Here is a 19045-nt window from a genome sequence, read left to right on the forward strand (position 1 = left end):
ATCCTTTCGCTAGCTATCTAATCTTTGCAGCTGATTAACGTAATGATTATAAATGCTAATGGCATCAGAATAGAGATAGCGTCGGCTTTGTATAACATAGCTAATACCTACAGCAAAACAATCAAAAAATAACTTATTTAGCGAGCTTATACCCACCTGTGTTCGCAGCTCATGAATAAAATCTCCCTGACGAGCCGGCTCGAGAGCATCGGCACAAAAAAGTACCATATCAAGCTCAGACATATCAGTATCCGCAATCGTGTGTCGAGCAATTGCTTTAAAAATAGCTGCGTCTAGCTCTGGATAGCGGCTTGGCATCTCAAGTGCCGCAAGCGGCCCGTGCAAAAGCGGTATTGCATGAGTGAGTGAGCCTTTCCAGGGGAGCTCGTGCTGCTCTGCGCGCAAAAGCAACTCTTCTGCCGGAAGCGCCTTATATATGTCATGTAACAAGCCAGCAGCCACAGCCTGAAATGTATCCACTTGATAGGTTTCAGCAAGCTTATAGGCAGTTTTTGCCACACGAACCGAATGCTCATAGCGGCGTGGTAGTTGTTGCAATGCACAAGCTACATCAGTGTCTATCTGATTGAGAATAGCCACTTGCTGCTGAGTGAAACAGGCGTTATCAAACATATCTATCAACAAACTCTCACACACCCCGCCGATACAGTTCATTTTTTTCAATATAGCCTGCTACCGACTGCGACGTAAGATAGCTAATGCTCGATTGGTTGCGTACACGCTCACGCAAATTGGTTGATGAAATGGCGAGTGCAGGTATTTCGATATAGCGAATAGCCAGCGGAACTCCGCTTGCTACAAGGCGCTCTTGCGCCGTATGTATATCATATCCTGGACGTGTTGCCGCAATAAAGGTGGTCAGCTTTGCAAGCGCTTCAGCTTCGTGCCAAGACAAGATATCAAGAATAGCATCAGCACCGGTAATAAAATAGAGCTCAACGTTTTGAGGATAATACGCTCTGAGATAGCGAAGGGTATCAACGGTGTAGCTCGTTCCTGACCTGTCAATCTCAAAACGACTCACGCGAAAATGTGGATTTGCAGCCGTTGCCAACACGCACATCGCATAGCGATCTTCACCACTTGAAACCTCTGCAGCATTTTTGAATGCAGGGGTTCCTGCAGGCATAAAAAGCACTAAATCAAGCTTGCACGCTTCTCGTGCCTGCTCAGCGGTTACCAGATGTCCATAATGTATAGGATCAAAAGTACCACCCATAATGCCCAAGCGGTATTGCTGTGTAGCATCTAACCCAAGCGGAGGCAGCGCCTGTGGCTCACGCGCACTCATAGTATTTCTGCCTGAGTTGTTGTATCACGAAGCTGTGATAGCTCTGCTAAATCTTCAGAAGACAACTCAGACTCCTCGCTAATCTCAGCCCCCTCATAATTAAAGGCCACTTCCATAATGCGGATTTCATCCCCCGCAACGACACCTGCCTTTTCAAGTGCTTTATCAAGACCTATACGAGCAAAACGATGTTGGAGATAAACAACCGCTTCTTCGTTGTCCCAATCCGTCTGCATGACCACCCGCTCAATGCCCACGCCACGCACACGCCAGGCATGTGCCTCTTCGCGCGAAATATCAAAATGGCGCTCGCGCTTATGGCGGCGCTGTTCTAGCTGTTCGGTCGATATTGAATCAAGCTTTTGTGGCGCTTCGGCAAGTGCGAGGCGCTCCTGATATACCTGCTCGGCGGTTGCAGCTAAAAAGCTTGGAAGTCCAGCTCCGGTGAGTGCAGATACGGCAAAAAAGAGATGTCCGTCCGCTGCAACAACACGCCTGAGCTGAGCTATACGGTCAGTCATGTGAGGTGTATCACACTTATTTGCTACAACAATCTGAGGACGGTCTGCAAGCTCAGGCGCGAAGGCGCGCAATTCCTGGTTAATGATGTGATAATCACTCACCGGATCACGTGCTTCAAACCCGCCGGTAATATCAATAACGTGCATGATAAGTGCCGTACGCTCAATATGTCGTAAAAACTGATGTCCGAGTCCTTTTCCTTGGCTTGCCCCCTCAATAAGGCCTGGTACATCAGCAACAACAAACGATTTATCCTGAACGCGCACCATACCAAGATTTGGTACCAAGGTAGTAAAGGGATAATCAGCAATCTTTGGTCGAGCGGCACTCATCCGCGCAATAAGCGAGCTTTTTCCCACACTTGGAAAACCAACTAATGCCGCATCAGCCATAAGCTTTAGCTCAAGCTCAATCCAGTGCTCCCGCGCAGGCTCTCCCTTTTCAGCAAATGCAGGTGCACGCCGCACCGACGAAACAAAATGTGGATTTCCGCGTCCACCATGACCACCTGGAGCTACTACAATGCGCTCGCCAGCATGTACCAAATCGGCAAGCATTTCAACATGCTCCATGGTATTAGGGTCAAGCTCCCAAATCACCGTTCCAACCGGCACCTTAAGGATTAGGTCTTCTCCTGCACGTCCATCACGCTTAGCACCTTGTCCATGGGTGCCACGCTCAGCTCGAAAATGATGCTTAAATCGGTAGTCAATAAGCGACGAGAGCTGAGCATCAGCTTCGACAATGACATTGCCGCCATGACCGCCGTCTCCCCCATCAGGTCCCCCTTTTGGGGTATATGCTTCGCGTCTGAATGACATGCAGCCTGCGCCACCGTCTCCACCGCGTACGTTAATCCGACACATATCGGTAAACTGCGACATAGCGTCCTTCCTGATTTAAGCAACAAGCTTAGTGCCTTTTATCTATAGACTAGCAGCATATCAAAAGAGACCCCCGGATATCCGAGGGTCTCCAGCATAAGTATGCAGATGAAGGGATTGAAAACCTAAGCCTCAGTAGGATAGACATTTACACGATGCTTAAGCCCACGTGTAAATTTAACCTTGCCCGCCACGAGAGCAAACAGGGTATCATCCTTGCCGCGACCAACATTTGCGCCCGGATGAATGTGAGTACCGTTTTGACGAACAAGTACTTCTCCGGCCTTTACGGTCTGACCATCATAGCGCTTGGTGCCCAGTCGCTGTCCACGGGAGTCACGGCCATTGCGGGAGGAACCCAGACCTTTCTTATGTGCCATCGGAAAACCTCTTTTCTATGGTCGCTTATTCGGCGGCAGGAGCTGCTTGCTCCGCGTCACTTACGGTCTTTTTTGAAGCACGGCTGCTTGCCTGTACCTTCGTAATCTTAATGGAGGTCAAGTTCTGACGATGACCATTAAGCTTATGATAGCGCTTGCGCTTCTTAAACTTGTAGACGAGCTGCTTCTCGCCCTTGAAATGCTTGACGATCTCAGCAGTAACCTTAGCCTTTGCAAGCTTGGCAGGATCTGCGACGATCTTCTTGCCGTCATTTAAGAAAAGAACGGGAAGCTCTACAGAAGCGCCAACCTCGCCCTCAAGCTTTTCGACGGTGAGAACATCATCGGCGGCGACTTTATACTGCTTGCCGCCAGTTTGAACGATTGCGTACATGTCTTTGCCCTTCATGCATCAGGTAGTGCAACAGCCGAACATGGTAACAGTATGCAGGTACCTGCGTCAACACCTAATTCATGAGTTTTCGCTGCGTGCGCACAACATCTGCGAATTAGCAGGATGGATTATATGTCAAGAGACGCATCAAGCGGGTCGATAAGCCCTCCATCAGCAGCTTCAATATACTGTTCTGTTCGCATGGGCCAGTATGTTTCAAATGAAGATAATTGCTGAATAGCACTTGATATAATCGGTTTATCACCGTCATCAAGCTCATTATCAAGGGCCGCCACAACAAGCTCAGGTCTGAGCGAGCCTTCATTATCGGCATGACAGTCAAGGCTAAGAAGCAGGTGCTGGGCATTGAGCCTATCAAATTCAAATGAAATAAGTGTGCGTTCAAGACTGAGCGTCTTTATTTTGGCACCACGTTGATAGACAAGCTCCTTGCGCGCGCAAACTTTCTTAAACGCCTCATCAAGCTGCTCTATCGAATAAGACATATTACTATGCTCACGAATACGAATCTCGTAGCGCATGCGTGTAAGAGATGCACCAAGATTGGGAGTTTTCATTGCGATGTATGCCGCACGACTCGGTGCTAAATCAGGATGACATGATGCTTTTAGTAGGCGCAGTACCTCGTCAAGCTTACGATATTCTGTAAGCACGACATCATAGTACTCTTTTTTTGAAGCAGTTCCCACCGGCAAGGCGCTTGAAAAACCAATGCGCATATGAGGTGAATAACCCTGTGTAACCGCATAAGGCAAACCTGCCCGACGAATGACACGATCAAGCGTATTAATAACTTCAAGATGCCCGAGATAGGATAGGCGTCCCATTTTTTGATAGCAGACACGCAACTTAAATAATCCAGTTTTGTTATTCATTGATGCTGGCTCACTCATGCACGCTCACCCACCAAGACATTGTCAACACCCAGTTTTTGACAAATTCCACACCCAGTGCACGACGTCATGGTGCAGTCATCGGTTGTTATGCCTGCTAGAGCTCGACGATACTCCCGCTTGAGAAAACCTGCCGATACCCCTGGGCTCACGTGTTCCCACGGAAGTCGGGCATCAAGTGGAAATGGGGTATGTGCAATTGCATACAAATCAAGACCTAACTCACGCGCAGCCCGCTCCCATACATCCAAATGAAAATGCTCAGACCAAGCATCAAAGCGTTGGCCAAGCTCCCAGGCACGCTCAATGAGTGGAGCTGCATCGCGTCCCATACGCGAAACAACCGCTTCAATAAGAGAGGTCGAAGCATCGTGATAATGAACACGCACCGCACGGTTCTTAACACTTGTTACCAACAACTTTTGACGGCGGCGCACCTCATCATAGTCTAGCTGGGCACACCACTGAAAAGGTGTATGTGATTTAGGTATAAAAACCGATACCGAAATGGAGACCGAGATACTACCGCGCCGCGCTTTCTCAACACATGCTCGCCCGCGCTCTAACACTTCATCGGCAAGCTTTGCAATGGCAACTACATCCTCATCAGTCTCGGTGGGAAGCCCCATCATAAAATAGAGCTTCATACGATTCCAGCCTGCCTGATAAGCCGCTTCAGCAGCGCGAAATAAGTCCTCTTCTGAAACATTTTTGTTGATGACATCGCGAAGGCGCTGGCTACCTGCTTCAGGAGCAAAGGTGAGACCGCCTTTTTTATCGCCCGCCACTTCAAGCGCCATATCAACACCAAAAGAATCAAGACGTTGCGAAGGGATTGACACCGACGTGCCGGTGCCCTCAAGACGACGATTCAGACGGCGCAAAATATGCCGACACTGTGAGTGATCAGTTGTAGAAAGCGATGTAAGCGAGATTTCATCGTAGCCCATGCGTGTAAGGCCCTGGGAGGCAGCAGCGACAATTTGGTCAGGCGTACGCTCACGCACGGGACGATAGGTAATACCTGCCTGGCAGAAGCGACAGCCACGTGCGCAACCACGCAAGATTTCAATTGACAGCCTATCATGGATTAGCTGCGCATAAGGCACAACCGACTGAGTAAGAGCCTCGGTAGCACCAAAATCCTTAACGACACGCTTATAGACACGGCGAGGCACATCAACACCAGAGCGTGGAACAACATAGCCATGTACAGTAGAAGATTCATCATGGACAACTTCATACAGACTCGGAACATAAGTGCCAGGTACATCTGCTAAAGCGCGCAACATCTCTTTTCGACTTACGCCAGCATCACGAAGCCTCTGATGTGCGCGGCACACTTCAACGATGGACTCCTCCCCCTCGCCTATCAAAAAGGCATCGATAAAAGGAACCAGCGGCTCTGGGTTATAAACAGATGGACCCCCTGCAATAATTAAGGGGTCATCGAGGGTACGCTCATCTGCATGCAAAGGAATACCAGCAAGGTCAAGCAATTCCAAGAAGTTAGTCATAGCCATTTCATGAGGAATATGAAGACCAACTATATCAAACGATGCAACAGGTGCGGCGCCCTCAAGCGAAAGCAGCGGAACCCCTGATGCGCGCATAGCGTCTGCCATATCAACCCAGGGAACATAGCTGCGCTCACAAGAAATGCCTTCCTGTTGATTGAGAATGTTATACAAAATAGCGATGCCCTGGTTGGGTAGACCCACCTCATAGACATCAGGGTAGATAAGACAACACCGATAATCAGCCTCAGCTTTGCTCAAACAGCCCCACTCATGGTTAATGTAGCGACTCGGTTTTTCAATCAGAGCTAACAAAGGCTCAAGATCGGCAAAGCAATCTTCATAGACTACACGCGACATATTGCTAGTGCACCTGCTCAGAACGCGCTATCAAGAGATGCCTTGTTTGTTTAGCTAGTGATCCAAGCGCTTGGTTTGCGCGGCTATAATCAAGGTCTCGACGGTAGACAAAACATATAAGCTCGCCTATCAGAAGCGTACCTATCCCGCCGCCAAGTCCTTTGAGCACAAAGCTTGCTTTGCCGGCATACGGTTTGAATTGCCGTATAATCATACGAATTATAAAACCACTCAATACAACAAAAGCAGCCTCGTATCCGCGCTCGGCGTGCAAGGGTTTATTGTGAATCATGGCAAGTTGCAAAAGCATACTCAGCTGCGCCGCTGTCATTACAGGAAAGTCTGCTCCCGGAATAAAGACGAGGGCACCAGTTGCAACATTTGCCAAGGCGGTTTGCTGAATCAGGTGCTGAGAAGCAGCCGAGCGCATAAAAGAAAAGTTTGCCGCAAAAGCCGCTGGTTTATCGGTGCGCGCCTGTATCCAGTGTGCTAAGGGAGCAATGAGTTGCTGAGGGTCTTCATGAGCACGAAGACCCAGCACAGGTGTATCCCCATGAATAAACGGAACTTGATTGGCATGCGTGGCAAGTACCATAAGAGGTGCTCCACAAATTACAAGTTTTTGCACGACCTCCTCAAGCTCTTCTGAGCCGCCAGTGAGCACCAAAACTAAATCGGTATCGGTTTTGAGCGATATATCACTACGTAAGCGCTCAACACGAACGAGCCCTGAGATTGTCTCAGGAACCAATATACGGCGCATACATTGAACTAGTGCTTCATCAGCGCTGGTGTCAACAACAACACTAATGCGCACAGAACTATCCGCCTCTTTTTTGGCAGAAAATCCAAGCTTAATGAGCTTGGTCAAACTATTGAGCGGAAATCCCATAGCCATCCTTTCAAAGCTGTCAAAAATAGTGCACATGCTAGGCGGGCTTACTTTTATGACGCCAGATTGATTGCATAATACCAACAGTTGCACACTGCATAATCATTGAACTTGAACCAAAACTGATAAATGGAAGCGGGATACCCGTGATTGGCATAAGTCCAATACACATGCCTATATTTTCAAAAATCTGAAAGGTCCACATGCCTATGATGCCAGAACCCACCAGCTTGAGAAAAAGATTATCGCTCTTATGAACAATACGAATAGCGGAGAAGATGAGGAGTGCATAGAGCAAGATAAGCAAGCTTGCGCCCATAAAGCCAAAGGTCTCTGAAAGGAGCGCAAAGATAAAGTCGGTCTGCGCTTCAGGCAAAAAGCCGTGACCCGACTGCGATGCACTACCGATACCTTTTCCAAAAAAGCCCCCAGAACCTACCGCAATTAAGGACTGTTTGAGGTTATATCCTGCTCCAGAACTATCAGCATCAGGATTAAGAAAGACAAGCAAGCGATTCATCTGATACTGTTTAAGCAACACATCATGACCAAGCAGACCGTCTAACACCGAATCAAGGGACAAAAGCAAAGACACGAGACCGATGATAAGAGCAATTGTTGCCAAGACCCATTCTTTTTTAGGTCCACTCATACAGATAATAACAACCCCGCCGACAAAGACGACAAGTCCGCTACCAAGGTCACCCGCCGCAATAATGGCGAAAAAAGGCATCGCAAGCATCGCACAAAGGCGAATATAGTCACGAATTGATTCAATCTTGCCATGGAATTGCGCAGCTAAACCTGCCATAAATATGGCAGTTATAAGTTTTGCCAGCTCGACCGGCTGATAGGTAAGACCAATACCCGGGATTTTAATCCATCCTGTTAAGCCATTCGCGCGATACGAAAGACCAGGTATATAAGGTGAAAAAATAACAATGAGGTCAATAACGAGCAGCATTGTTGATAGGTTTTCAAATCGCCGGTAGTCGACACGCGCTGTGAAGGTACCAGCAATCAAACCAAGAGCAATACCCAAGAGCTGACGTGGGAATGAGGCTTCAGCAATGGAGAGTGAGGCGGTCCAAACGGTTAATGCTCCATAAGCAATCAGCATCAAGGCCGCCATAAGCAACGGTATATTGATAATAGCGTTCAATCCCGTCTGCGCTGAGCTACGTTTTTTATTGACCTGCTGTATGCGTCGTGCATCTTGTTTCATATTCTAACCCCCCCTCTCTCTAACGTGTACGGTCGGAGCCTTCATAACTTGCCGTATCTTCTTCATCATACAGCGCACCCAGCACATGGCGAAGCGCTGGAAGCGCAGCTACACCACCAAAGCCACCCTGTTCAATAAGGACTGCTACTACGTATTTGGGGTCTTCAACCGGGGCATAGGCAACAAACCAAGCAAAGTCATCTTTGCCATTTTTTTGTCCGGTTCCCGTTTTTCCTGCAACTGTTACACTCATATTACGAAAATGCTTTGCAATTGATTCGGTTTCTTCGTAAATAACTCCTTGAAGAGCATCTTGTATAAAGCTCAAATCATCTGGGTCATGAAGATTAGCTCTAATATGTTCTTTGGGCGTATAGCGTACAGCATCTTGCCCGCTGTCCTGCGAGATGGCCGAGTGGAAGATATGAGGCACAAATTGTGTGCCACCACGAGCAATACCTGCATATACGCTTGCCATTTGAAGAGGCGTTACCAAGATGTCACCCTGCCCAATTATGATATTGAGTATATCGCCTGGATTCCATGCACGGTCACCATCAGACCAATTACTAAAGTAGTCATGTTTCCACTCAGGCGTTGGAACACGACCCTCAGCCTCGCCCGGCAAGTCGATGCCCGTTTTTACTCCCAGCCCCCACCGACTGAACAGCGTTTGCAAGCCTTCGGAGTTTTTTTCGTCATAGTAAAAGGCCTTGCCAATGTCATAAAAAACTGAGTCGCATGAGTTAACAATACCCTGACGTAAGTTTTGGACGCCATGGCCATCATGGTTGTAGCACCACTTTCCTGAGCTTTCACCCAAACCTGTCCACCAGCCCACACAGTTTGTTGATTGACCGCGTGAATAAGTGCCATATTCAAGGGCTGCAAGAGCTGAGAGTGCCTTAATGGTTGATGCGGACATATATTGACCAGAAATTGCCCGGTTTACCATGGGTGTTCCAGAATTATCTCCGTTTAAGCGCTCCCAATCTGCCTGAGATACGCCTCCGATGAAAACAGAAGGGTCAAACGACGGGTAGCTAGCTAAACCCAAAATCTCACCATTCGTGCAATCCATACACAGCACGGCACCAGCATCTGCAGCATTGCCTGTTGCGATTCCTGTTTTGATACCCAACTGTATTGCTTCTTCGCATGCCTGCTGAATCTTGAGTGAGATGGTGAGTTTAATATCAGACCCTGCCTGTCCGGGCACTTCCCCTGCTAAAGCTATAACCGAACCTGTTGAATCAACGCGTACAGTCTGCTCACCGCGCACACCTTGTAAGAGGTTTTCGTACTGATACTCAACGCCTGCCTGACCAACAATATCGCCCGACATATATATCAGCTTGCCTTCTTGGTTCTCCTCCGCCTCTTGACGCTCTTTCTGGGCTTTGAGCTGTTCTTGGGTAACGGTGCCGGTATAACCCAGCACATGGCTCGCAAGGCTGCCAAAAGGATACGAGCGTACCGTACCCTCCACAACCTCAACACCCTCAAACTCAAGTCCATGCTCTTGAATATAGGCAACCGTTGAACGTCTTACATCGTGTGCAATCGTGTGAAGGCTTTGAGCGCTCTGCGCATAATCTTGAATGGAACGCGTGACAACAATCGCAGGAACACCTAAAAGATTAGCGAGATGGCGCACAATCAGGGTATCGTTTGCAAGGTCTCGATAAGCGGCAAGTTGCAGCGTAGCACGATTGGTTACCAGAGGCACACCATCTCTATCAAGAATTCGACCACGCGGTGCCGGTGTGGTTACCGTTCGTGTTCGGTTTTCTTCTGCAAGCTTCTCGTAGTAGTCGCTCGATACCATCTGCATAGACCAGAGCTTAGCCACCAGCGCACTCAGCGCTACAGCCACACCTCCAGTTAATAGCGTTAATCGACCCTTGAGCGATACATCAGTGCTATTTGAACTACCACCACTTGCACGAGGTCGTGTACCACTTTTAGTATCAAAGGTAAAACGCCCCGAATAGCCGCGCATAAACATCAAAGAGCCTATGATAGCAAGCACTAAAAGAGCGCCTGCAATGATAACAACCAGCTGGGCATCCATACTGGCTTACCTTAAAACCTTATAGCGTTTTGCCACACCAGATGTGCCAGAGAAACTCCGCCCACGCTCAAAACTGTGTCCTAATGCCAGAGCTGGCAAGCAAAGTATCAACGTAAACGCAGCGGACAAAACACCAGAGATTAACAGGGAATTCACGATGTTTAACTCGATGCGAAGAATTACTAAGGCAAGTGCATATATGAGCGTTATCGAGAATATCGTAATGGCACTGAGACGAATATTGTGCTGAGTTACACCACGTTGCATAGATTTGCTTACACTTGAAATAGCAAAGCAGCCAATCGATAAGATGCCTGTCATAAGCCCTATAGGCAAACTAGATGTCAAGTCAAATACTAGTCCAGCTCCAAAGCCAAGAAGCACTGCGTTACCCGGCTGCATACCGAGCGACATACCAACGGCTAAGGCCATCATGCAGTTGGGACGCGCACCAAAAAGTGAAATATGCGGAACAAGACCTATTTGCAACACCAGCGCAACAACAATCACAGCAATTGGTAAACCACGGCGGCGAGGGTGGGTATCGGCTGACGATAGCATGTTTATTCCCCCGTCGATTCTTCAGCGGAAGCATCAGGCGCGTTTGCGGTATTTGCATTCTCAGCTTGCGCTGCCGCGCCACCCGCAGGTGTTGAATTGGCTGAGCTAACTTCATCAGCAGTTGGTGTGTGCTCTTGGCTCAGAGCCGTGATAACCAGTACTTCCTCATTATTCTCGGCACTCGACTGCGGGCGAACAACAATTGTGTAATAGATTGCATTAGCGGTCTTTTCAACTGAGCTCACCGTTCCCAAAGGCAATCCTTTAGGAAAAACACCGCCAAGTCCAGAGCTAATAACAATATCTCCTGCCTTTACCTCAGCCTCAGCCGGAACATAGCTTAGACGCAAGCTGCCATCGGGCTGTCCTTTGAGTGTTCCTTGTGCACGAGAGTTTTGAATCATGGCTGATACCCCTGATTGTTCATCGGTAATAAGACGAACAACGGAGCTTGTTGGTGACACCTCAATAATCTGGCCCAACACACCACCTGCATTGCAAACGGGCATTCCCAGTGCAAAACCATCACGAGAGCCTTTATCAAGAGTTACCGTCTGCGTCCACGAGTCGTTTGCACACCCAATAATTCGAGCGGCGGTGCTGGTAAGCTTATAATTTGATTGCAAAGAAACTAAGGCTTCAAGGCGACGTGCTGTCGCTTCAGCCTCTTTAAGCTTTGCAATCTCAGCAGTTAAGCGTTCGTTTTCTGCTTTAAGTTCACTCAGCGTAGCCTCAGATGCCCCCAAATTAAACGCAGTGTTTGCCAGCGCATCAAACGGAGTAGCAAGTGCGGAGCCTACCACGCGAAGAGGGGTAGCGATAACAGCCACACCTTGGCGTACAAGATGTAAGGGTCCCTCACTGCCTTCACGGAGATACAGCGTAAGCATCAACATAGCACAGATGCAACACACAATAAGCCGTCGAAAACCAGTTTCGGGACGCCTACTTTTTAGTTGAGCCGCCTTTTTGGGAGAACGCGCCAAGGTATCGGCGCCTCCTTAAGCATTACTCTGAACAAAGGTACCGTCAAAAGCATTTGCCTCAAGTACCCTCGCACAACCATTAACTACATTATCAAGTGCTGTTGGACTTACATTAACAGACACACCGGTTTCATCGCGCAAACGAACATCTAATCCACGTAGCATAGCGCCGCCGCCAGTCAGCAAAATGCCATAATACATAAGGTCGGAAGCTAAATCGGGCGGAGTTGCGTCCAGTGCATCTTTAACGGCTTTTGTCATCTCATCAAGTGGTTTATTTAGCGCGCGGCGAATCTCTTCGCTTTCAATGCGTACTGTTTTTGGCAAACCAGAAATGACATCGCGCCCATTAACTTCAACGTCAAGCTCATCTTTTAGAGGAACTGCCGAGCCAACCTTTATCTTAATGTCTTCTGCGGTGCGCTCACCAATGGCAAGGTTATAGGCATCGCGTACATGAGTTAAGATGGCCTGGTCAAATTCATCGCCAGCAATACGAATTGACTGCGAAACGACGATGCCGCCCATAGCAATCACCGCAACCTCAGTGGTGCCGCCGCCAATATCAATTACCATCGAACCAGTGGGCTCCTCAACAGGCAAATCAGCGCCAATTGCTGCTGCCATAGGCTCTTCAATAAGATAGGCCTGACGAGCGCCTGCAGAAATTGTAGCCTCAAAAACCGCACGCTTTTCAACCGAGGTAACACCAGATGGCACGCACACAACAACGCGTGGTCGTGGTGTCCAGGGGTAGCGCTTTTCGCTTGCTTTATCAATGAAATAGCGAAGCATGGCCTCGGTGACATCAAAGTCTGCAATCACACCATCTTTTAGAGGGCGAACAGCAACGATATTACCGGGAGTTCTTCCCAGCATACGTTTAGCCTCTATACCTACCGCAAGAATGCGTTCGTCATTCTTATCAATAGCAACAACAGAAGGCTCACGCAAAACAATACCTTTGCCACGCACAGAGACAAGCGTATTTGCTGTGCCCAAATCAATTGCTAAATCTCCGTCATACTGACCAAAGAGCATATCCATGAACGAAAACAAGGTAATCCCCTATCCAAACTGACTTAGTTAGTGTGCGGAGTATCAGCTGTCTCAGACGTAGATGAGGCAGTATCTGGACTGGTGGGCGCAGCTGTGGAGCTGCTCATGTCTGTGGTGGGCGTAGCCTCGGTAGTAGCCGCATGAGCTGGAGCTGAATTAGGCTCAGTGCTTGTTGATGTGCCCTCACTGCTCAAAGTTGAACCCGACGATGCTGGAGTAGCGTTGGTATCACCAAAATCAAGAATAATGTTTGAAACTGTCCAGCCAATGCCCGAACGGACAAAGTCAACGCGATAATTTTGAGTTCCACCGCGCGACAGCGTGGCTTTGACCGTAGCTGTTGAACTTGTCATAGAACGGTCAAGTCCCTCAATGCTTGGGGTAGCTCCCACAGGAATACTCGATACAAGAACACGCTTAGCTTCTTCAGTGAGCCCCGGTGCTAGATATGCATTGGTATCTGTTCCATCGGTTACCGCATTAAATAAGTTGCTCACAACATCTTGCTGGCTGGGATAGCCAATTCCTTGTGTATAGGCAAATGCTAAACCGCCTGCTGCTAGCAGCAACAAAACAAAGAAGGTTAAAAAGATTTTGAGACCAACATGACGATGCCGGCGACGAACCTTTTGATCGCGGCGGTCTTGCTGAATCATTTCAGACTCAGTGAGGGTGAAAAACCCCGTATCAGAAGGGTCAGGCATAAAGGCACCTGACTGACCAAGCGGGTCAAGTGGGTCTATACCAGTTTGCGGCTGCGGAGCAAGCGCGTTCTTGGCTGCCTGCATATCGTGAACTTGTTGTGCCGTCTGTGCCTGTTCAGGCGTAAACTGATAGCTTGCATCAGATGCAGCCTGATCAAAAGCTTCAGCTGCCTCACGGATTTTTCCCAATGCAAACTGTGCCATTCCCATACCAGCAAAGGCTGCACCGTGTCCCTCGTTTGCACCCATAAAATCTGAAGCCGTTCGGAATGATTCGAGAGCGTCTTGCGGACGATTGAGCAACAAAAAGCAGGAGCCTAACTTGGTGAGCGCAAGAGCGGGTGCGGGGTTTGAACCATCAATTGCAGCATGACGATACGCCACACCAGCCTCAGTGGTATTTCCTTCAGCGAAATTTATATCGCCTAAACCAAGATGTGCCTTATACGGCGTTGCATAACTTGCATCTTCTGTGGCATGCATAAAAGCAGCTTTTGCCAGCGCAGGGTTTCCAGCAGCTACATAGGCCTTACCCTGATTGGTGAAAAGCGCACCTCGTTTTGCATATGACGCATCTTGGAGTGCCTGACCATAGGCCTCAGCAGCTTCCTGATAGCGACCAAGCCGCATCAAGGAGTTACCTCGAAGATGTTCAGCCTCTCCTGCAGGTTCTGCGGTATCGTGAGAAGCAGAAAACATCTGCGCGGCACCCGCAAAATCACCTGACTGATAGGCAGCACGCGCTTGCTCAAAAATCTGTACGTCCACGAGTTCTCCCCTTTTTAATAAACGTCAAACTACCAGCTGCTTTATGCTTGAATAATTTGTACCCGTTCAATAACATCACCTGCACGCAGGCTCTGAATAACCTCAAATCCGTCCTCAGTTTGCCCAAAGACCGTGTAGTTAGCATCTAAATTATGTTGAGCACCTAAGCAAAAATAGAACTGAGACCCAGCGGAATCGGGTGCCATTGAACGAGCCATAGCAAGCGCTCCATCATTATGAAGATTGCGCGGATTGGTCATGTACTCAGCCTTGATATTCCAGCCAGGTCCACCTGTACCTGGCATGCCATCGACCCCTGGCTCTCCCGCAGCAACAGCCTCTGGGCTCATATCACGGGTATGAGGGCATCCGCCCTGAATAACAAAGCCAGGGACATAGCGATGAAACTTTAGACCATCATAAAATCCCATAGTTGCAAGCTCGCAGAAGTTAGCAACGTGGATAGGTGCGCCATCGCTATCAAGCTTTACCCGAATTGTTCCGCGTGAAGTCTCAATAAGGGCAATTTCGTTGCCTAAAAGCTGATAATCAGGTGTATGAAGTTCAGTTCCAAACATAGCTGTCCTAACGTATTCAAGCCTATATCCTTACAATTTTAGCAAGGATATAGGCTATTCACGAATGAACCATGCAAGTTAGCGTTTGTTCTCGGGTGGTTTTGGCTGATATTGGTGTTGATGAGCAAAAAAGTTATCACGTGCCTGAGCATCTAGTTCAGCACGCTCGCGCAAAGGGGCAAGAATTTCATCTTGGTGCTGCGCTGGTTTATCGCTTCCTATATAAGACCGAGAAATGTCCCATGCAGCACAATACATTCCCACGCGCTCAAGAACCCATGAGGCAAGCTCTTTTAGATGCGCTACCGTATCGGCGTAACCCGACCCGTCAGCAAGCTGGATAGTATCCAGCTTGTTTAGGCAATCTTGCAACAAATCGCGTGCCGCATAGGCACTTGCAGAGCCGTCAGCTCGCGCATCTGGATTGCTAGCTAAAAATGACGAATTAAAGTCATTGATAATCTGTTCAAGTGCATCGTGTTGCGCCACGATAGTTGTATAGATATTTGTTAGATTGCGATATGCCTGTGCTTCACTCAGCATAGTATCCTGTGTCTCTTGAGCCTTGTCATCTATGGGCTCACGCTCTGTTTGCGCTCCAGTACTCGAACCATAGCGACTCGGATACATTTCACGCGCCGATTGCTGAATCTGAGCCATTAGGCGAGGCATCAAACCCCAAGGGTCAACAGCAACAATATATATACCTGCAGCTATAACACAGGCTGCAAGTACAAGTATCACATGCGTGCGCGTGATGCGCGCATTCGGTGCATGATAGCGATCAGGCATAGACGCTTGAGCAGCTTGTTCTGCCTCAGTTACTGCTTCAACTGGCAATACATCGGTTGCGAAAGGGTCGGCAGTTGATTCTGAGTAGCACTCAAGCGAAGCAGTAAGCTCTATAGAATCTGGTACTGAGGTATCAATTAAATTTTGCGTAAGCCGCGGAAATCCAGCTGTTTTACCTGCTGCCAAGTCTTCAGAGGAAGAACTAGTTGACAAAATTCCAGGAGCTGGTCGCCCACATTTTGCACAGGTTCTATCATGAGCTGACAGACGTGCACCACAGCCCTCGCAAAAGATGAACGTATGCTCTGTGGACTCGCCGGAGGCTGCCATATACGCATGGCAATGTGGACAAAACGATGTCTCATCCGCAACAGTCATAAGGCAGTGTGGGCAAATCACAAGCAGTCCTTTCTACTGAACTTGAGAGCTCATACATGCATCAAGTACAAAGGGCAAGATTCCTCCCGCAGCAAGATATTGTGCCTCTGTTGGAGTATCAATGCGAACACGACAAGTAAACTGTGTAAGCAAGCCCTCAGATGAACGTGCATACATTTGAACATAGACCACTTGCTGAGCTGCATCTACCAAATTAAGTGGCTCCATAGAAAAAAACTCATGACCAGTAAGACCAAGCGTATCTACGGTATCACCCGGCAAAAATTCAAGCGGCAAAATACCCATGCCTATAAGATTTGAACGATGAATACGCTCAAAACTCTCAGCAATGACCACCTTAACGCCTAGCAGAGCAGGGCCTTTTGCTGCCCAGTCACGCGATGACCCCGAACCGTACATCTTTCCCGCAAGAATAATCTCAGCAACTCCTGCATGACGTAAATCCTCGGCAGCCTCAAAAATGCTAGTAATCTCATTGCGAAGGTGATTATAGGTATAGCCGCCTTGCTTCCCCTTAGCAAGGTAGTTTTCAAGTCGAACATTCGCAAAGGTGCCGCGCATCATAACCTCATGATTGCCTCGGCGCGAACCATACGAATTGAAATGCTCAGGTGCAATACCTTGAGCGCTTAAATAGGCGGCGGCGGGCGAATCAACAGAGATGGCACCTGCCGGAGAAATGTGGTCAGTGGTGACAAAGTCTCCAAGAACTACCAGAGCACGTGCATCATGTAGTTGAATCTCTGTTTGCGGAGTGGCATCTTCAAAGTATGACGGACGACGCACATAACTTGATTGCGCGTCCCAGCTAAACGTATCACCCGCTGCAACCTCAAGCGCCTGCCAGCTTGCATCACCCTCCATTGCACGATGTGCTGCTACTTCATACAAGTCCCTATCAAGCACATCACGAAGCACACTTATGACCTCATCATCGGTAGGCAAAAGCTGACTGAGATAGACCGGACCGTTCGTGCCCATGCATACCGGTTCTTCTTCAAGATTGATAGCGATAGTACCCGCAAGCGAGTAGGCAATCACAAGACTTGGTGCCGCGAGATAGTTTTGTGCAACATCAGGGTTAATTCGACCATCAAAATTGCGGTTGCCTGACAAAACACTGGCAAGCTCACATTGTTGCGCATGAGTGCGCAAAGACTCAAAAATTGAACCCGAATTGCCAATGCATGACATACACCCATAACCACAGATAGAAAAACCAAGCTGCTCAAGAGAGCTTAATAAACCAGCGCGAGCTAATAAATCAGTAGTTGCATGACTGCCAGGAGCCAGCACCTTCTTGACCCAAGGCACACTCTGAGCTCCCAGCTCACAAGCACGCTGAGCACATAGACCAGCGGCTATCATCATGGCTGGATCGGTAGCTGTGGTACAGCTGGTAATAGCAGCAATTGCAAGCGCACCATGAGTTATTGCATAGTTTGTTTCATTAAAGCTCACCGTAAAGCTCTCACCAAGTGTGCGTCCATGCTCTTTTGCAACGCCCTCAAAACGTTCTTTGAGATTTGCTATATCAACCCGATTATGCGGGCGCGAAGGACCAGCTAAAACTGGGCGAATTTCTGACAGGTCAATCTCTATAACCTCAGCATACATATCCTCAGTGAGCGAGAGATTAAGAAGCTCTTGCGCCTCAAGATAGGCGCGCGTGCGCTCGATTTGCTCTGGCGTCCGGCCCGAGAGCTCAAGCTGAGCAAGTACTGCCTCATCAGCTGGGAAAAAGGTTGCAGTAGCCCCGTATTCAGGTGTCATATTAGCAATAGTTGCACGTTGAGTTGCGCTGAGTGTTGCCAATCCCTCACCAAAGCATTCAATAAAGCAACCAACAACTCCACGCGCACGCAAACGCTCTGCAAAGGTTAGAGCAACATCCATCGCAGAGGCGCTACCGGAGAGCTTACCTGTCAGCTTGACCCCGATTACCTGTGGTACCAACATACTAATAGCTTGCCCCAGAGCAGCTGCCTCAGCTTCAATACCACCAACACCCCAGCCTAATACTCCCACTCCATTTGCCGTAGGCGTATGCGAATCCGTGCCAACTAAGGTATCAAAACCAAGAGCCTTGCCGGCGGTGTGAGATGGCCCTTCCATAGCAATTTGGCAGAAACGCTCAATATTGAGCTGGTGGCAAATACCAACGCCAGGCGGAACAATGGTTACTTGGTCAAAATGCTGAGAACTCCACTTTAGAAACGCAAAGCGCTCCGCATTGCGCTCAGCCTCTATGCGCCCATTCTCACATGCGGCTGAAGAACATGAAACAACATCGGCAGTAACCGAGTGGTCAATAACAAGCGTGCAGGGAATGCGCGGATTCACCCGCTTTGGATCGCCGCCGCGCTCAGCCGCAGCATCACGCATAGCAGCAAAATCAACAAATACCGGAACACCGGTAAAATCCTGATATAACACACGCGATGGCATAAATTCTATTTCAGAACCTGCCTGCTTGTTGAGCCCTGCTTGAACAATAGCTAGAGCCATAGCCTGTGCGCGCTCAGGGTCACTCACGCAACGCAAAACATTTTCTGCAAGCACTCTCAGCACAACAGGAATGTGCCGGGCACCTGGTAGTTCATGCGGTGTATAAATTACATACTGGTCAGAGCCTATGCTCAAGTGGTGTTCGGCAAAACGTGACAGTGGCATAAGTCTCCTCTCAAGGCAATGGAAACCCTAGTATTACATGTGAGATGCCCA

The 19045-nt window shown here is 48.6% G+C and carries 17 protein-coding genes; all 17 read right to left on the reverse strand.

The window, feature by feature from the left end:
* Positions 1 to 9: 9 nt before the first annotated feature.
* The 17 genes from yqeK to acnA all read right to left on the reverse strand — a co-directional run bounded on the left by yqeK (position 10) and on the right by acnA (position 18994).
* Positions 10 to 675 carry a bis(5'-nucleosyl)-tetraphosphatase (symmetrical) YqeK gene (yqeK, locus tag KPC83_RS04175; RefSeq protein ID WP_253201035.1) on the reverse strand — a complete coding sequence of 222 codons (666 nt, stop codon included), beginning with the start codon at positions 673 to 675 and terminating at the stop codon, positions 10 to 12.
* A complete protein-coding gene (nadD, locus tag KPC83_RS04180; RefSeq protein ID WP_216278019.1) occupies positions 650 to 1312 on the reverse strand; it encodes a nicotinate-nucleotide adenylyltransferase in 663 nt (220 codons plus the stop codon). The genes yqeK and nadD overlap by 26 nt, the downstream gene beginning before the upstream one ends.
* The gene (gene obgE, locus KPC83_RS04185) at positions 1309 to 2718 is read right to left on the reverse strand and encodes a GTPase ObgE (RefSeq protein WP_216278020.1); all 1410 of its coding nucleotides are present in this window, start codon (positions 2716 to 2718) and stop codon (positions 1309 to 1311) included. Before obgE ends, nadD begins: the two co-directional genes overlap by 4 nt.
* A gap of 125 nt (positions 2719 to 2843) precedes the next feature.
* Positions 2844 to 3098: a 50S ribosomal protein L27 gene (gene rpmA, locus KPC83_RS04190; RefSeq protein WP_216278021.1), complete on the reverse strand. Its 255-nt coding sequence runs from the start codon at positions 3096 to 3098 to the stop codon at positions 2844 to 2846.
* Positions 3099 to 3123: 25 nt separating this feature from the next.
* Positions 3124 to 3492: a 50S ribosomal protein L21 gene (rplU, locus tag KPC83_RS04195; protein ID WP_216278022.1), complete on the reverse strand. Its 369-nt coding sequence runs from the start codon at positions 3490 to 3492 to the stop codon at positions 3124 to 3126.
* Positions 3493 to 3620: 128 nt separating this feature from the next.
* The gene (locus KPC83_RS04200) at positions 3621 to 4406 is read right to left on the reverse strand and encodes a TIGR03936 family radical SAM-associated protein (RefSeq protein WP_216278023.1); all 786 of its coding nucleotides are present in this window, start codon (positions 4404 to 4406) and stop codon (positions 3621 to 3623) included.
* Positions 4403 to 6283, reverse strand: coding sequence for a TIGR03960 family B12-binding radical SAM protein (locus KPC83_RS04205; protein WP_216278024.1), 1881 nt, complete (start codon positions 6281 to 6283; stop codon positions 4403 to 4405). The genes KPC83_RS04200 and KPC83_RS04205 overlap by 4 nt, the downstream gene beginning before the upstream one ends.
* Positions 6284 to 6287: 4 nt before the next feature.
* Positions 6288 to 7175: a hypothetical protein gene (locus KPC83_RS04210; RefSeq protein WP_216278025.1), complete on the reverse strand. Its 888-nt coding sequence runs from the start codon at positions 7173 to 7175 to the stop codon at positions 6288 to 6290.
* Positions 7176 to 7212: 37 nt separating this feature from the next.
* The gene (locus KPC83_RS04215) at positions 7213 to 8400 is read right to left on the reverse strand and encodes an FtsW/RodA/SpoVE family cell cycle protein (protein WP_216278026.1); all 1188 of its coding nucleotides are present in this window, start codon (positions 8398 to 8400) and stop codon (positions 7213 to 7215) included.
* Positions 8401 to 8419: 19 nt separating this feature from the next.
* Complete coding sequence (gene mrdA / locus KPC83_RS04220; protein WP_216278027.1) at positions 8420 to 10474, reverse strand: penicillin-binding protein 2; 2055 nt, start codon at positions 10472 to 10474, stop codon at positions 8420 to 8422.
* A gap of 6 nt (positions 10475 to 10480) precedes the next feature.
* The gene (gene mreD / locus KPC83_RS04225) at positions 10481 to 11035 is read right to left on the reverse strand and encodes a rod shape-determining protein MreD (RefSeq protein WP_216278028.1); all 555 of its coding nucleotides are present in this window, start codon (positions 11033 to 11035) and stop codon (positions 10481 to 10483) included.
* A gap of 2 nt (positions 11036 to 11037) precedes the next feature.
* Positions 11038 to 12021: a rod shape-determining protein MreC gene (gene mreC / locus KPC83_RS04230; protein WP_253200868.1), complete on the reverse strand. Its 984-nt coding sequence runs from the start codon at positions 12019 to 12021 to the stop codon at positions 11038 to 11040.
* Between the two features lie 15 nt (positions 12022 to 12036).
* Positions 12037 to 13068 (reverse strand): rod shape-determining protein, encoded by a 1032-nt coding sequence (locus tag KPC83_RS04235; RefSeq protein WP_216279263.1) that lies wholly within the window; start codon positions 13066 to 13068, stop codon positions 12037 to 12039.
* A gap of 35 nt (positions 13069 to 13103) precedes the next feature.
* Positions 13104 to 14552 carry a tetratricopeptide repeat protein gene (locus KPC83_RS04240; RefSeq protein ID WP_216278029.1) on the reverse strand — a complete coding sequence of 483 codons (1449 nt, stop codon included), beginning with the start codon at positions 14550 to 14552 and terminating at the stop codon, positions 13104 to 13106.
* 41 nt (positions 14553 to 14593) lie between these two features.
* The gene (locus KPC83_RS04245) at positions 14594 to 15130 is read right to left on the reverse strand and encodes a peptidylprolyl isomerase (RefSeq protein ID WP_216278030.1); all 537 of its coding nucleotides are present in this window, start codon (positions 15128 to 15130) and stop codon (positions 14594 to 14596) included.
* A gap of 78 nt (positions 15131 to 15208) precedes the next feature.
* The gene (locus KPC83_RS04250; RefSeq protein ID WP_216278031.1) at positions 15209 to 16321 is read right to left on the reverse strand and encodes a zinc ribbon domain-containing protein; all 1113 of its coding nucleotides are present in this window, start codon (positions 16319 to 16321) and stop codon (positions 15209 to 15211) included.
* 12 nt (positions 16322 to 16333) lie between these two features.
* Positions 16334 to 18994, reverse strand: a complete 2661-nt coding sequence (acnA, locus tag KPC83_RS04255) for an aconitate hydratase AcnA (protein WP_216278032.1) — start codon at positions 18992 to 18994, stop codon at positions 16334 to 16336.
* Positions 18995 to 19045 lie beyond the last annotated feature (51 nt).

It is taken from the genome of Collinsella sp. zg1085 (assembly GCF_018889955.1).
Taxonomy (GTDB): domain Bacteria; phylum Actinomycetota; class Coriobacteriia; order Coriobacteriales; family Coriobacteriaceae; genus Collinsella.